A 14,330-nucleotide genomic window follows, 5' to 3' on the forward strand; every position below is an offset into this window, starting at 1 on the left:
TGAGCTTTTCGCCCAGGCTCCGAGCGCACACCACCAACCCTGCCCTTCCTCCATCGAGGAGGAAGGGTTCAAGAATCACACCCGCTCCCGGAACGGATCAGCCGGGAAGACGCCCAGGATCTCGATCTGGTCGGTGAAGAAGGCCAGCTCCTCCAGGGCCAGGGCCAGGCCGCGGTCCTCGGGCCGGCCGTCGACCTCGGCGTAGAAGAAGGTGGCCGTGAAGGCGCCGCCCTCCATGTAGCTTTCCAGCTTGGTCATGTTGACGCCGTTGGTCGCGAAGCCGCCCAGGGCCTTGTAGAGGGCCGCCGGCAGGTTCTTCACCCTAAAGGCGAAGCTGGTGATGCATTTGCTGGTGAAGGGCGGGCGGGCCGGGTTGGGGTCGGCGGTCATCACCAGGAAGCGGGTGGTGTTGTGCCGCTCGTCCTCGATGTCGCGCATCAGGATGTCGAGGCCGTAGATCTCGGCCGCCAGGGCCGGGGCCACGGCGGCGCGGGTCGGGTCGGGATTGAGCGCCAGGGCTTTGGCCGCGCCGGCCGTGTCGCCGACCGCCTCGGTGGCGACGCCCAGCTTCTTGAGCGACCTGCGGGTCTGGCCCAGCGCGATGGCCATGCTGGAAACGGTCTTGATGTCCGCCAACCTGGCGCCCTTGTTGGCCATCAGCTGGAAGCGGATCGGCTTGAACTTCTCGCCGATGATCCTCAGGCCCGAGCTGGGCAGCAGGTGGTGCACGTCCGCGACCCGGCCGGCGATGGAGTTCTCGACCGGGATCATGCCCAGCTCGCAGTCGCCCGACTTCACCGCCTCGAAGGCCTCCTCGAAGGTCGGGCAGGGCTGGGCCACGTAGCCCGGAAAATAGTCGCGGCAGGCCTCATGGCTGTTGGCGCCGGGTTCGCCCTGGAAGGCGATCTTCTTGAGGACAGTCATCGAGGACTCATTGGGGATGGGCTTTCGCGTAGGCGCGGGCGAATTCGAGGTCGGCCGGGTTGTTGACCTCGACCGGGGCGGCGTCGCTGACCGCGGCCCAGATCGTCATGCCCAGCTCCATGCCCCGCAGCTGCTCGAGCTTCTCGCGCCTTTCCAGCGGCGAGGGCGGGGCGGCGGTGAAGGCGCGCAGCGCGGCGCGGCGATAGGCGTAGAAGCCGATATGCCACCAGATCGGGGCGTCGCCGTAGAGGGTGGAGCGGGTGAAATAGAGGGCCCGGCCCGAACGGCCGTCCGGCTGCAGGGCCAGCACCGCCTTGACCTTGTCGGGGTCGGCGCGGTCGGCGGGCCCGGCTTCGGGCACCACCACGGTGGCGATGTCGCAGTCCGGCCGCTGTTCCAGCAGGCCGACGCAGTCGCGCAGCATGGCCAGGTCGAAGAAGGGCACATCGCCCTGCAGATTGACGATCACGTCGTGCTCGCCGGCGGGGTCGAGCTGGTCGGCCGCCGCCAGCACCCGGTCCGAGCCGGACGGCAGGCCCGGGTCGGTCAGCACGGCCCGGCCGCCCGCCGCTTCCACCGCCTCGACGATTTCCGGGTCGCCCGCCGCCACCGCCACCGGTCCGACCCCGGCCTTTTCGGCCTGGCGCAGCACACGGACGATCATCGGCACGCCGCCAATATCGGCCAGCGGCTTGTTCGGCAGCCGGGTGGCCGCGAGGCGGGCGGGAATGAGGACAAGCGGCTTCATGACGGACTGTTCGGCGCGAGGCTCCATTTCGGGCAGGCGCCCGTCTTGCACCGGGGGCGGTAGCGTGTAAGAGACGCCTGCGCAACACGGGGCGACCATTTCGCTCCTGACTCGGCTCGCCTCCTCCGAACCCGGCCGGCGAGCCCATCGAGGGCTGTTAAGGGCGGACATGAGCGATCTGCAGTTGAACAAGATTCTGGGCGCCGGGCTGGCGACCGGGCTGGTGATCCTGGGCCTGGGCCAGCTGACCGGCATCCTCTTCGAGAGCGAGCCCCCGGAAAAGCCCGGCTACGCCATCGCCGTGGTCGAGGACACTGGCGGCGGCGGCGAAGTCGCCGACACCCCGCCCGACTGGGGCACGGTCCTGCCGACCGCCGACATCGCCGCCGGCCAGGCGATCAGCGCCAAGTGCGCCGGCTGCCACACCTTCACCCAGGGCGGGGCCAACGGCACCGGCCCCAACCTGTTCGGCGTGGTCGGCCGCAAGCCCGGCTCGCACGGCGGCTTTGCCTATTCGGCCCCGATGACCGACTTCGGGGCCAAGAACCCGGTATGGGACTACGACCGCCTCTATCTGTTCCTCAAGGCGCCGGGCAAGGACGTCTCGGGCACCAAGATGACCTTCGTGGGCCTGAAGAAGCCGGAAGAGCGGATCGCCATGATCGCCTACCTGCACAGCCTGGGCTCGACCCTGCCGATCCCCGCGCCCAAGCCCGCCGCAGCCGCGCCCGCAGCCGCCGCACCGGCCGCGGCCGGAACCGCCGCCGGCGCCGCCTCGGCCACGCCGGGAACCCCTGGCGCCCCGGCCGCCACGCCTTCGGCCACCGCCGCCCCGGCGCCGGTGAAGAAGTAGGACGCCTCTGAGAACCCTTCCTCCTCGATGGAGGAAGGGCAGGGTTGGTGGTGTGCACTCGGAATTTGGGTGATGGGCTCAGGGTGGCGTGGTCGCCTCCCCGCGTGCTTCCGGACACGCTGTGCCCCCACCACCATCCCCAACCCTTCCTCCATCGAGGAGGAAGGGAGTTCAATCAGCCGAACCGCTTCTTCAACACCGCATACAGCGCCCGAATCGCCTGCGCCTCGCCGCCAACCGGGTGTCCCGGCCGGCCCTTGGGGTTCCAGGCGAAGATGTCCAGGTGCGCCCATTCCCCCATGGCCGGGGCGAAGCGCTGCAGGAAGAGGGCGGCGGTGACCGAGCCGGCCTGGGCCCAGCCGTCGGGATCGTTCTTCACATCGGCGATGTCGCCGTCCAGGGCGTCCTCGTAGCCGGCCCAGAGCGGCATGCGCCACAGCGGATCGGCGACCTCGGCCGAGGCCGCCGCGATCTCCCCGGCCAGGGCGTCGCTGGCGGTGTAGAAGGGGATGACCTGCGGCCCCAGCGCCACCCGCGCCGCGCCGGTCAGAGTGGCCATGTCGATGGTCAGGACGGGGTTCAGTTCTTCGGCCCGGGTCAGGGCGTCGGCCAGGATCAGCCGGCCTTCCGCGTCGGTGTTGCCGACCTCGATGGTCAGGCCCTTGCGCGAGTTCAGCACATCGCCCGGTCGCATGGCGTCGCCGCTGATGGCGTTCTCCACGGCCGGGACCAGCACCGAGAGCCGCACCTTCAGCCCGGCGGCCATCACCATCCGGCCCAGGGCCAGGGCGTGGGCGGCGCCGCCCATGTCCTTCTTCATCAGCCGCATGCCGGCCGAGGGCTTGATATCCAGCCCGCCGGTGTCGAACACCACGCCCTTGCCGACGATGGCGACGACGGGATGGGCCGGATCGCCCCAGGTAATCTCGATCATCCGCGGCGCGCGGTCGGGATGGGCGGCTCTGCCGACCGCATGGACGGCCGGGTAGTTCTCGTCGAGCAGGGCGTCGCCGGTCACCACCGCGATGGTCGCGTCATACTGCTCGGCGATCTCGCGGGCGATGGTCTCGATCTGCAGCGGCCCCAGGTCGTTGGCGGGCGTGTTGACCATGTCGCGGGCCAGGGCGCAGGCGTGGGCCAGGCTGCGGACCTCGGCCAGGTCGACCCCGTCCGCCACCACCAGCCGGGCGCCCGGCTCGCGGGCCTTGCGATAGCGGTCGAAGCGATAGCCGCCCAGGGCGAAGCTGAGGGCGACGGCGGCGGGGTCCAGGCCCTCCGCCGCGATGGCGTATTCGCCGGCCGGCAGCTTGCCCGGCAGGGCGCGGAAGGCGGCCGCCTCGGGCCTGTCGCCCAGGCCGAACAGCACCTTGGAAAGCTGGCCGTCCTCGCCGGGGACCGCCAGCACCTGGCCGGCCTTGGCCTTGAACTCGCCCAGGCCCGCGAAGCCGCGCAGGAAGTCGCCACCCGCCGCCAGGGCCGCCTCCAGCCCCTCCGGCGTCACGGCCAGGACCTGGACCACCGCGCCGGCGGCCGTTGCGATCAGGGAGTCAGGCATGGGCGGGGGCCTCGCGAAAATTATGCTTAACGATTCCTTGAACCCCGGGGCGGCATGGTGCGGCGACGCTCCCGGAGGTCTGTAATGTCCATGTGTCGCAAGCCGCTCCTGGCCGCAACCCTGCTGACCCTGCTGGCGGGCCTGTCGACGCCTGCCCTGGCGTGGCCCGGCTCCAAGCCCAAGCCGGCCGCGCCGGTCGCTGGCGCCATGACCCCCGCCGACCGCCCGACGATGCAGACCGCCGGCCTGCCGATGCCGGCCAAGGCCACCCCGACCCAGCGCGCCGAGGCCGCCCGGCTGGACCCCCTGGGCCGCGCCACCTTCTGGGCCCGCGAGGTGCAGATCGATCCCACCGACGTGCAGGCCAATCTGGGCCTGGCCCAGTCGCTGCGGGCCATGAACCAGTTCGACGACGCCGCCGACGCCGCCCAGCGGGTGCTGATCAGCCAGCCCGGCAATCTCGACGCCCTGCTGGAGCTGGCCCGGATCCGGATCGCCCAGGGCAAGGGCTTCTACGCCATCGAACCGGCCCGCCAGGCCCAGGCCGTCGCCCCGCGCGACTGGCGGCCCCTGTCGCTGCTGGCCGTGGCCTATGAGCAGGCCGAGCGCGATGGCGAAGCCCTGGCCGCCTACAAACAGGCCCTGAGCCTGGCCCCCAACGAGCCGGCCGTGCTGACCAACATGGCCATGTACTGGGCCGGCCATGGCGACCTGCCCCAGGCCGAACGCCTGCTGCGCCGCGCCGCCAGCCTGCCCGGCTCGGGCATCCAGACCCGCCAGGACCTCGCCCTGGTGGTTGGCCTCCAGGGCCGGATGTCCGAGGCCGAGGCCCTGGCCCGCCAGGACCTGCCGCCCGAAATGGTCGCCAACAACATCGCCTGGCTCAAGGCCGCCACCGGCCAGACCCCCCCTCCGGGCGGGCGCAGCTGGGACAGCGTGCGGGCCGGCGGCGGGCGCTAGGCCGGCACTCTCCCCAATCCGCTCATCCCCGCGAAAGCGGGGACCCAGGTGTTTTTCGTAGCGGACTTACAGCCGCCTAGACCGGTCGGCATTGCCCTCAACGGCAAAAAGCCTGGGTCCCCGCTTTCGCGGGGATGAGCGGTATTGTGTACGGACCCTAGGAGGGCCGGTAGTTGATCCGCCGATAGACGGGCTCGAAACCCGCGCGAACGATATTGCGGAACGAAGGGTGCTCCTCCTCCTCGCCCGGGGGCGGCGTGCCGGTTTCGGTGACCACGGCCCGGGCGCCCAGCGCCTGGGCGTCGGCGATGCGGGCGGCGAGCATGGCCGGCTGCGCGCCCCGGCCGCGATGGCTGGGCAGGCAGCAGCCGAGACCCAGCCAGGCCAGGCCCCGATCGACAAACATGGCGGCCGCCCCGACCGGCGTCTCGCCGTCATAGGCGACGTAGGTGGTCCATCGTGACCGTCCCGCCAGGGCCGCCGCCCAAGGGGCGAACGGCGGCGGCGCGCCAAAGCCGGCCTGGACCATGCCCCCGAAGTCCTGGGCCCGGTCCGCGCCGATCCTGAGAATGGTGAGGGATGTCTTCGCCGCTGCCGGACCGGCGGGCCGGACGAACTTGGTCCAGGAGCCGTTCGGGACCAGGCCGCGCTCGGCCAGCCTGGACGTGGCGACCGCCTCTCCGGCCTGGGCCACGACCTGCAGCGCCCAGACCGGACCGCAGCTCTCCCGCAGCCAGGTCAGCATGGCGTCAAGGCGGTCATCCGGGGCCGCCGCCACGCCCTCGCCCTGCACCCGGTTGAACTGCACGGTCGGCGCCAGGCGGATCGCGAACCCGGACGCTTCGCCAAACCGTCGGCAGGCCAGGCCCGCCGCCGTGGCGAACGGCGCCGGCGCCGCGTCGAACATGTCCAGCCAGGCGTCGCGTTCGATCGCCTCGAGATCGGCCGTTGTCGCTTGAGTCACCGCACAACCCCATTCTTACGTCGTAAGGTTATGAGATAAAATTCTTACGGTGTAAAGTCCCGCCCGGCGCGCGCGCTCAGGAGCCTAGTTGGTCTTGTGGCTGAGGATGTCCTGCACCTTGATGATGGCCGGGCCCAGGATGACCACGAACAGCACCGGCAGGAAGAACAGGATCATCGGCACGGTCAGCTTGGCCGGCAGGGCTGCCGCCTTCTTCTCGGCGGCGGAGAGGCGCAGTTCGCGGTTTTCCTTGGCCATGACCCGCAATGCGGCGCCCAGCGGCGTGCCGTAGCGCTCGGCCTGGATCATGGCGGTGGCCACCGACTTGATGCCCGGATGGTTGGTCCGCTTGGCCAGGCCCTCATAGGCCTGGCGGCGCTCGGGCAGATAGCTGAGTTCGGCGGTCAGCAGGCCCAGTTCCTCGGCGAGCTCAATGGAGGTGCCGCCGATTTCGGCGCTGACCTTCTGGATGGCCGCCTCGATCGACATGCCGCTTTCCACGCAGATCAGCAGCAGGTCGAGGGCGTCGGGGAAGGCGCCGACGATCGATTCCCGCCGCTTGGTGGCGGCGTTGGAGATGTAGAGGTTGGGGGCGTAATATCCCAACAGAAGAGCGGCGAAACAGGCGCTGAGCCGGGTCATGGCCGGCAGGCCGAAGTCGTTGATCACATAGAGGTAGAAGGCCACCGTCGCCGCCAGCACGAAGGGGCTGACGAAGCGGAAGAAGTAGAAGGTCGAGATCGGCCGGGGGCCGCGATAGCCGGCCTGGGCCAGCTTGTCGGCCACCTGCGGGTCCTCGAGCAGGCGCGACAGCTGCAGGCGGTCGACGACCTTCTTGTACATCCCCTCGTCGACATGGCGCAGCGAGCCGGCGGTGGTCGACTTCTTGGCCAGGGCCTCGCGCGAGCGCTTGCGCAGCTCTTCGCGCCGGTTGGCCACCGACTTGAGCCGGCCCTCCAGATTGTTGCCCTTCAGGGCCGGCCCCGCCACCGTGACGATGGTGGCGAAGCTGACCGCCGCCACGAAGGCGGTCAGGATGTTGTCCGGGCTGGTGACGACGTCGACGATGCTCATCGGGGCGCGGCCATCAGAACTTGAAGTTGATCATTTTGCGCATCACGAAGATGCCGCAGCTCATCCAGAACACCGCCCCCATCAGCATCATGTTGCCGCGCGGATCGGTGAACATCGGCACCATGTATTTGGGCGAGGTGACGCTGATCAGGGTGACGACGCCGGGCGGCAGGCTGCCGATGATGAAGGACGAGGCGATGGCTTCCGAGGACAGGGCCTTGATCTTCTCGCGCATCAGTTTCCGCGAGCGCAGCACGACCGAGAGGTTGTTCAGCGCCTCGGCCAGGTTGCCGCCGGTCTTGGCCTGGATGGCCAGCACGATGGAGAAGAAGCGCAGCTCGGAGGTGGGCATGCGCTCGAACATCTTCTCCAGGGCCTGATCCATCGGCGCGCCCATGCCGACGCTCTCGACCAGGCGGCGGAACTCGCCGGCCAGGGGCTCGGGGCTCTCGCGGCCGATGATCTTGAGGCAGTCGTGGACCGGCAGGCCCGACTTGATGCCGCGCACGATGATGTCGATGGCGTCGGAAAAGGCCTCGGTGAACTTCTTGGTCCGCCGCTTGGCCAGGAAGTTGATGATCCAGCGCGGCAGGCCGACCGCCGCGACGACGCCCAGCACCGGCCCGACCCAGGGCTTGTGGATGAACAGCAGGCCGATGGCGGCGACGATCAGGCCCAGGGCGCTGCTGATGATCCAGAAATTGCGCACCGTCAGGGTCAGCCCGGCCTGCTGCAGGCGGGCGGTCAGGGTGACGGTCTTGGCCTTCTGCTGCTTTTCCTCGTCCTTGAGGTTCTTGAGGATCTGCTTGCGGCGAAGTTCCTGGTTGTTGACCGCCGAGCGGGCGGTCTTGGCCCCACGCTTCTCGCCGGCCTGATTGCCGCTGACGATGGCCTGGGCGCGCTTGACGGTCTTGGCGTTGGAATTGCCGCTGCCGGCGAAGGCCAGGCCCAGCCCCGCGATGGTGACGAAGCCCAGAACGGCGATGAGAATGGTCATCATGGCGTCTACTCCGCCGCGTCCAGGGCCTCGGCCAGTTCCCGTTCCAGACCGTAATAGCGGGCCCGGTCCCAGAACCTGGGCCGGGCGATGCCGGTCGAGCGGTGGCGGCCCAGAACGCGGCCGTGCTCGTCCTCGCCGGTCATCTCGTAGACGAAGAGGTCTTGCGTAACGATGACCTCGCCTTCCAGCCCCACCACCTCGGTGATGTGGGTGATGCGGCGGCTGCCGTCGCGCAGGCGGGCGGCCTGGATGATCACGTCGACCGAGCCGACGATCATCTCGCGGATGGTTTTCGAGGGCAGACCGTAGCCGCCCATGGTGATCATCGATTCGATCCGGCTGATCGCCTCGCGGGGGCTGTTGGCGTGCAGCGTGCCCATCGAGCCGTCGTGGCCGGTGTTCATGGCCTGCAGCAGGTCGAAGGCTTCGGGGCCGCGGACTTCGCCGACGATGATCCGCTCGGGACGCATCCGCAGGCAGTTCTTGACCAGGTCGCGCATGGTGATCATGCCCGAGCCTTCCAGGTTCGGCGGCCGGGTTTCCAGGCGCACCACATGCGGCTGCTGCAGCTGCAGTTCGGCCGCGTCCTCGCAGGTGATCACCCGCTCGGTCGGGTCGATGAAGGCGGTCATGGTGTTCAGGAGGGTGGTCTTGCCCGAGCCGGTGCCGCCGGAAATGACGATGTTGCAGCGGCAGGCGCCGATGACGCCCAGCACCCGGGCGCCCTCGGGGCTGATCGATGCATAGGACACCAGGTCCTTCATCGTCAGCTTGTCCTTCTTGAATTTCCGGATGGTCAGGGTCGGGCCATCCAGGGCCAGCGGCGGGGCGATGACGTTGACCCGGCTGCCGTCCGGCAGGCGCGCGTCGCAGATCGGCGAAGATTCATCGACCCGGCGGCCGACCTGGCTGACGATCCGCTGGCAGATGTTCATCAGCTGGGCGTTGTCGCGGAAGCGGACATTGGTCAGCTGGACCTTGCCGGAAACTTCGATGAACACCCGGTTGGCGCCGTTGACCATCACGTCGGCGATGTCGTCGCGGGCCAGCAGCGGCTCGAGCGGGCCGTAGCCCAGGACGTCGTTGATGATGTCCTGCACCAGGTGATCGGTCTCGACCACCGACATCGAGACGTTCTTGATCGCCACCAGCTCGGCGACGATGTCGCGGATCTCCTCGGCCGCCGACTTGGCGTCCAGCTGGGCCAGTTGGGAGAGGTCGATGGTGTTCAGAAGCGCGTTGAAGATCGTCGTCTTGGTGGCGTGGTAGTAGTCGCTCTCTTCCCGGACGATCTCGGTCGTCGGGCCCTGGGCGGCGTGCAGCTGGGCCAGGCCGTCGGTGTTCCTGGGCAGGACCTTGGTGGCCGGCCGGGCCGACGGGTCGGGCACCGGCGAGCCGCCCCCCATGGGCGGGCGCGGCGTGGCGGCCGGCTCGACACGCTGAGGCCGGGTGGCGATCGCGGCCCCGCCGGCGGGGGCCGGTGGCGGCGCCCGTCGGCCATCGCCGCCGTCTCCAGAGCGCTTACCGAACACCTATTTCTTCCTGAACAGACTGGAGAGCATCGAGGTCTTCTGGATGACCGGCGGATCGCGCCGGCTGATCATCTGGGCCAGGTTGTCGATGCCCTCGGCGACCTTGGACTTGCCGGCGACCTCGGACAGCATCTGGCCGTTGTTGGCCGCCTGGCCGAAGGTCTTGGGCTCGAAGGGAATGACCAGCGAGGGGTCCAGCCCCAGGGCTTCGCCGAAGTCCTTGACCGGAATCTCGGGCCGGCCGGGCACGCCGACCTGGTTGACCACCAGGCGCGGCGGGGCGTCGTTGGGCCGGGTCTGGCGGATCAGGTCGACCATGTTCTTGGCGTTGCGCAGCGAGGCCAGGTCAGGCGTGGCCACGATCACCACATCGTCGGAGCTGAGCAGGATCTTGCGCTTCCAGGTGCTCCAGCTGTGCGGCAGGTCCATGACCACATAGGGGGCGGCGGCGCGGATCTTCTGGGCCACCTCCTCGAAGGCGTCGGAATGAATGTCCCAGTCGTTGTCGAGATTGGCCGGGGCGGCGAACAGCGACAGGCGGTCCGAGCAGCGGACCATCATCCGCTCCATCAGCACCGGATCCAGCCGGTCCGGCTGGCCCAGGGCGTCGGCCACGCCCTGCAGCGGGTCGTGGTTGAAGTTGAGGCCGGCGGTGCCGAACGGCAGGTCGAAATCGACGATCACCGTGCCGGCCTGCATGCGCTCGGACAGCGACCAGGCGAAGTTGTGGGCGATGGTCGAGGCGCCCGAGCCGCCCTTGGCCCCCACGAAGGCGATCTGCCGGCCGACGAACGGCGCGGAGGGATCGGCATAGAGGGTGGTGATCGAGCGGATGATCTGCAGCGGGTTGAGCGGCGGCACCAGGTATTCGCTGACCCCCCGCCGCATCAGCTCGCGATAGAGGGCGATGTCGTTGGCCGAGCCGACCACCAGCACCTTGGTGCCCGGGTCGCAGACCTCGGCCAGGCTGTCGAGGCCGGCGATCAGCTCCGGTCCGGAGTCGAGGCTCTCGACCATGACCAGGGAGGGGGTGGGCTGGTTCTGGTAGTAGTCGACCGCCGCCGACAGGCCGCCGGCCTTGACCACCGTCGAGGCCCGGCTCATCCGCCGGTCGGTGGAGGCCTTCTCGATGGTCTCGGCGGTTTCGGGCCGGGCGCAGAAGGCGTGGATGGTGATGCGCGGGACGCTGACATCGCCCAGGGCCGCCTCGGCCCCGGCGATCAGGTCGGCGACGGGGTTGTGACCGGACGCGGCGGGCATACCGGCGAACGGGTCGGCCTCGCCGGGCGAGCCGGACGGACGGGCCGGCGGGAAATCGGCGAAGGGATCGTCGGCGCGCGACGGCGCTCCCGCGGCGGGGGCGCCGGTTTCGGCCCAGGGATCCCGGGTGGCGGGCGAGCCGAAGTCGTCCTCGGCGTCGAAGCCGAGGTCAAAGGGGTCTTGATCTGCCGGACGGCCACTCATGAGATCAGTTCACCACCTGCGAAACCTGGCCGCTGGCCTGTTTGTCGGCCGTGCTCGAGGTCGGCTCGCCGGCGCGGTATTTGCCGATCACCACGCCGCGCCGGGCCGCGTCGGCCGGGGTCATGTCGCGGGGGGTGAGCAGGTCCTGCGGATTGGCGACCTGGGCGGCGATATTGGCGGCCATGGCGCAGCCGAAATTGTCGTAAGGGGCGTTGCCGGCCGAGCGGGCCAGGTTGCCGAACGCGCCGCAGGTGGGGCCCTGGGCCGTATAGACCTGGAAGCCGACGATGACCGGCTGGGCCGAGGCGTCATCGGCGGGATAGCCGACGATGCGGATGCGGCCATAGGGCACGCCCTGGCGAACCAGGAAGTCGCGGGACTCGGTCGAGACGCGATAGGCGCCGCTCGGGTCGGTCGACTTGTCCGGGGTCTGGATCAGGATTTCCCGCCCGTCGGCCTGCAGCCAGCGATCGGCCAGGGCGGTCAGGGCCGCGGCCTGCGGTCCCGAAAGCCCGGTGGGGTGCGAGCCCAGCCGGATCTCGTCGGCCTGAGGCGTCACCACGATCTTCTTTTCCCAGGCGTCCAGGGGCGTCGCCGCCGTCAGGTCGGTCTGCGGCCCGTGGGCGCAGGCCCCCAGGAGGGTGGCGGTGGCGAGGGCGGTAAGGGCTGACAGTCTGCGCATGAACCTACTCGATCACGTAACCGACCGGCCCTTGATAGGTCCGGTCCGCGTTGGCGCCGGGGGGCGCCTTGACGGTCTTGTTGAGCTTGCCCAGCAGCACCGTCTCGAAGTCGTTGGCTATCAAGAGGCCATCGGCGGGCGTCTGCAGATCCTGCGGCCGGCTGGGGTCGACGATGTAGGGCGTGGCGATGATCACCAGCTCGGTCTGGCCCGACAGGAAGTCGCGGCTGCGCAGCAGGGCGCCGACCACCGGGGCGGTCATCAGGCCGGGGACGCTGTCGAGGTTCTGGGCGGTCCGCTCCTGCAAGAGGCCGGCGATCATCATCGCCCCGCCCGAGGGCAGCTCGACGGTGTTCTCGGCCCGGCGGACATTGAGGCCCGGAATGGTCAGGGACGAGCCGGTGCCGGTGGCCAGGGTGAAGGAGCCGGTGTTGGTGAGTTCCGAGACCTCGACCGAGACCTTCATCGAGATGCGGCCGCCGCTCAGCACGATGGGGGTGAAGCCCAGGCCCACGCCATAGGGCTTGAACTCGATGGTCACCTTGCCGGTGGTGTCCTGGCCGGTCGGGACCGGGAATTCGCCGCCCGCCAGCATGCGGGCCGCCTCGCCGGAGGTGGAGGTCAGGGTGGTCTCGGCCAGGGTGCGGACCAGGCCGACCCGTTCGAAGGCCTTCAGGGCGGTCAGGTATTTGGCCAGCCCGCCGGAACCGGCGCGGCCGGTGGCCACGCAGTCGGCGGGGTTGCCGGTGCTGGGGGTGTTGGTCGGGGTGTCGCAGCCGCCGGTGCCGGGCAGCACCGCCTGGGTGGTGGTGTCGCGCATGGCCGAGGCGGTCAGGCCGCCCAGCAGGGCGCCGTTGACGCCGAAGGTGGCGCTCTGGGCGAAGCTGATCTGGTCGTCGCCGATCTTGCCCACCAGGCTGGAAGCGTCGAAGCCCAGCTGCTTGATGACGCTGCGCTGCACCTCGATCACCCGGACCTTCAGCATCACCTGGTCCTTGGCGGCGATCTGCAGCAGGTTGATGACCTTCTCGGGCTTGTCGACGAACTGGGTGGCGATGGCCTGGGCGTTGGCCGAGTCGGCGGCGTTGAGCACCAGGCCGGTCAGGATGACGCTGTCGTTGATCGGTTCGATCTTGATGCGCGAACCGGGGATGACCCGCTGGATGGTGTCGGCCAGGGCGCCGACATCGGTGTCGACCCGGATGTTCAGGGACAGGATGCGGCGGCCGGCGGCGTCGAAGAACACCGCGTCGGTCTGGCCTTCCTTGAGGCCCAGCACATAGATGCGCCGCTCTGTGCGCAGCACGGCGTCGGCGACGGTCGGGTTGGTCACCAGCACGTCGCGGGCGTCGACGGGCAGCTCGATGATCGCCGACTTGCCCTTGGGCAGGGACAGGGACTGGCTGGCGCCGCCGCCGGCCAGGTCGATGCGCATCGTGGTCCCGGAGCCGGGGCCGCCGGCCAGGCCGAAGCTCTGGACGTCGGTCGGCATGGTCTGGGACCAGGCGACGGGCGCGGCCGCCTGCAGCAGGGCGGCGCTCAGGACGGCGACCAGACGAAGGGTTCTGCTCATCGGGTCACCGTGACTTCGCTGGACTGGCCGTTGCGGAACACCCGCACGGTGCTGGTGTCTTCCACCGGCCCCTGGGCCACCCGGCCCGAGGCGGCGCCGGCGTCGGCGTAGGAGCGCAGGGCCAGGACGAGCAGGCCTTGGGTTTTCGCGGCGGCCTGGGCGCTGGTCAGGACTTCTGTGTCGCCCGTGGCGATCTCCAGCGTGGCGACGGCGCCGACCATGGTCTTGGCGTCCTTGTCGGGCTCGGAGGCCTGGTCGATGGCCAGGACGCGAATGTTCTTGAGCACGGTGGAGCTGGTGAAGCCGCGGCCGCCCTCGACCTGGGTGGCCAGGATCACATCGACCCGGTCGCCGGGCAGGATGAAGCCGCCGGCCCCGGTATCGACCGTCACCGACACGCTCATGGCCCGCATGCCGGGCTGCACGACCACGGCCATGTAGTTGCCCTCGCCGCTGCGGACCAGCTTGCGCAGGGTCATCGGCTCGTTGGCCAGGATGGGTTCCTTGACGATGGCCCCGACCACCTGCTGCATGGCCGCGCCGCCGAACAGGGTGGAGGCGGTCTTCTTGGCCTTGTCGACCGCGCCCTTGGCGCCGGTCTCGGGGGCCGCCGGAGGGGCGCCGTCGGTGATGAAGGCCGAGTTCAGGCTGTCGGCCGGCCAGGCCTGCCAGTCGACATCGGCCGGGGTCAGGCGCGCGCCGACCGGCAGGTCGCGCTTGGCCACCAGCACCTGAGCCATCGGCTTGGAAGCGGGGGTGACCATGGGCGCGGCGGCGGCCGTCGAAGGCTTCTTGCCGACAACAACCCCGCGGACCACGACGGCCAGACCGATGGAGGCCGTGATGGCGACGAGGAGAATGATCAGACGGACGGCGTTCATGAGCTAAAAGCGCTCCCGCGGGGCGGGGTGACTAGGGACGTGAGGACCTTCGCGGTCCTCGCGCGGATTCGATTCGCGACTCGCCCTTCTGGCGTCAGGCCTACTTAAGCAGCGCCCATG

At 69.7% G+C, this 14,330-nt stretch carries 13 protein-coding genes; 2 read left to right on the plus strand and 11 right to left on the minus strand.

Translation table 11 applies throughout. The features are described 5' to 3' along the window. Positions 1-75: 75 nt before the first annotated feature. On the minus strand, positions 76-924 hold the full coding sequence (locus tag QO010_RS21070) for a prephenate dehydratase (protein ID WP_307352528.1): 849 nt from the start codon (positions 922-924) through the stop codon (positions 76-78). Positions 925-931: 7 nt separating this feature from the next. Next, positions 932-1,672 carry a 3-deoxy-manno-octulosonate cytidylyltransferase gene (locus tag QO010_RS21075; protein ID WP_307352529.1) on the minus strand — a complete coding sequence of 247 codons (741 nt, stop codon included), beginning with the start codon at positions 1,670-1,672 and terminating at the stop codon, positions 932-934. A 169-nt stretch (positions 1,673-1,841) separates the two neighbouring features. On the opposite strand from QO010_RS21075, the gene QO010_RS21080 reads away from it, so the two are divergent. Next, the gene (locus tag QO010_RS21080; protein ID WP_307352530.1) at positions 1,842-2,525 is read left to right on the plus strand and encodes a c-type cytochrome; all 684 of its coding nucleotides are present in this window, start codon (positions 1,842-1,844) and stop codon (positions 2,523-2,525) included. A 175-nt stretch (positions 2,526-2,700) separates the two neighbouring features. On the opposite strand, the gene QO010_RS21085 is transcribed toward QO010_RS21080, so the two are convergent. Next, positions 2,701-4,080 (minus strand): leucyl aminopeptidase family protein, encoded by a 1,380-nt coding sequence (locus QO010_RS21085; RefSeq protein ID WP_307352531.1) that lies wholly within the window; start codon positions 4,078-4,080, stop codon positions 2,701-2,703. A gap of 84 nt (positions 4,081-4,164) precedes the next feature. On the opposite strand from QO010_RS21085, the gene QO010_RS21090 reads away from it, so the two are divergent. Next, positions 4,165-5,040 (plus strand): tetratricopeptide repeat protein, encoded by an 876-nt coding sequence (locus QO010_RS21090; protein WP_307352532.1) that lies wholly within the window; start codon positions 4,165-4,167, stop codon positions 5,038-5,040. Between the two features lie 157 nt (positions 5,041-5,197). Here the strand turns inward: QO010_RS21090 and QO010_RS21095 are convergent, their stop codons facing one another. The 8 genes from QO010_RS21095 to cpaB form a co-directional block, all read right to left on the minus strand. Further along, positions 5,198-6,004: a GNAT family N-acetyltransferase gene (locus QO010_RS21095; protein WP_307352533.1), complete on the minus strand. Its 807-nt coding sequence runs from the start codon at positions 6,002-6,004 to the stop codon at positions 5,198-5,200. Positions 6,005-6,088: 84 nt separating this feature from the next. Next, positions 6,089-7,078, minus strand: coding sequence for a type II secretion system F family protein (locus tag QO010_RS21100; protein ID WP_307352534.1), 990 nt, complete (start codon positions 7,076-7,078; stop codon positions 6,089-6,091). Positions 7,079-7,091: 13 nt separating this feature from the next. Further along, positions 7,092-8,078 carry a type II secretion system F family protein gene (locus QO010_RS21105; protein WP_307352535.1) on the minus strand — a complete coding sequence of 329 codons (987 nt, stop codon included), beginning with the start codon at positions 8,076-8,078 and terminating at the stop codon, positions 7,092-7,094. A gap of 5 nt (positions 8,079-8,083) precedes the next feature. Further along, positions 8,084-9,610, minus strand: coding sequence for a TadA family conjugal transfer-associated ATPase (locus QO010_RS21110; RefSeq protein WP_307352536.1), 1,527 nt, complete (start codon positions 9,608-9,610; stop codon positions 8,084-8,086). Further along, complete coding sequence (locus QO010_RS21115) at positions 9,611-11,074, minus strand: CpaE/TadZ family protein (RefSeq protein ID WP_307352537.1); 1,464 nt, start codon at positions 11,072-11,074, stop codon at positions 9,611-9,613. Between the two features lie 4 nt (positions 11,075-11,078). After that, positions 11,079-11,756, minus strand: coding sequence for a CpaD family pilus assembly protein (locus QO010_RS21120; protein WP_307352538.1), 678 nt, complete (start codon positions 11,754-11,756; stop codon positions 11,079-11,081). 4 nt (positions 11,757-11,760) lie between these two features. Next, the gene (locus QO010_RS21125; RefSeq protein ID WP_307352540.1) at positions 11,761-13,329 is read right to left on the minus strand and encodes a type II and III secretion system protein family protein; all 1,569 of its coding nucleotides are present in this window, start codon (positions 13,327-13,329) and stop codon (positions 11,761-11,763) included. Beyond that, entirely contained in the window at positions 13,326-14,210 is an 885-nt protein-coding gene (cpaB, locus tag QO010_RS21130) for a Flp pilus assembly protein CpaB (RefSeq protein ID WP_307352541.1), read from the minus strand. Before cpaB ends, QO010_RS21125 begins: the two co-directional genes overlap by 4 nt. Positions 14,211-14,330: the final 120 nt, after the last annotated feature.

It is taken from the genome of Caulobacter ginsengisoli (assembly GCF_030814835.1).
Lineage (GTDB): Bacteria > Pseudomonadota > Alphaproteobacteria > Caulobacterales > Caulobacteraceae > Caulobacter > Caulobacter ginsengisoli.

Bases quoted from the DNA above. Each gene is read 5' to 3' on its own strand.
- QO010_RS21070 (WP_307352528.1), bottom strand. From the start codon at position 924: ATGACTGTCCTCAAGAAGATCGCCTTCCAGGGCGAACCCGGCGCCAAC.
- QO010_RS21075 (WP_307352529.1), bottom strand. From the start codon at position 1,672: ATGAAGCCGCTTGTCCTCATTCCCGCCCGCCTCGCGGCCACCCGGCTG.
- QO010_RS21080 (WP_307352530.1), top strand. From the start codon at position 1,842: ATGAGCGATCTGCAGTTGAACAAGATTCTGGGCGCCGGGCTGGCGACC.
- QO010_RS21085 (WP_307352531.1), bottom strand. From the start codon at position 4,080: ATGCCTGACTCCCTGATCGCAACGGCCGCCGGCGCGGTGGTCCAGGTC.
- QO010_RS21090 (WP_307352532.1), top strand. From the start codon at position 4,165: ATGTCCATGTGTCGCAAGCCGCTCCTGGCCGCAACCCTGCTGACCCTG.
- QO010_RS21100 (WP_307352534.1), bottom strand. From the start codon at position 7,078: ATGAGCATCGTCGACGTCGTCACCAGCCCGGACAACATCCTGACCGCC.
- QO010_RS21105 (WP_307352535.1), bottom strand. From the start codon at position 8,078: ATGATGACCATTCTCATCGCCGTTCTGGGCTTCGTCACCATCGCGGGG.
- QO010_RS21115 (WP_307352537.1), bottom strand. From the start codon at position 11,074: ATGAGTGGCCGTCCGGCAGATCAAGACCCCTTTGACCTCGGCTTCGAC.
- QO010_RS21120 (WP_307352538.1), bottom strand. From the start codon at position 11,756: ATGCGCAGACTGTCAGCCCTTACCGCCCTCGCCACCGCCACCCTCCTG.
- QO010_RS21125 (WP_307352540.1), bottom strand. From the start codon at position 13,329: ATGAGCAGAACCCTTCGTCTGGTCGCCGTCCTGAGCGCCGCCCTGCTG.
- cpaB (WP_307352541.1), bottom strand. From the start codon at position 14,210: ATGAACGCCGTCCGTCTGATCATTCTCCTCGTCGCCATCACGGCCTCC.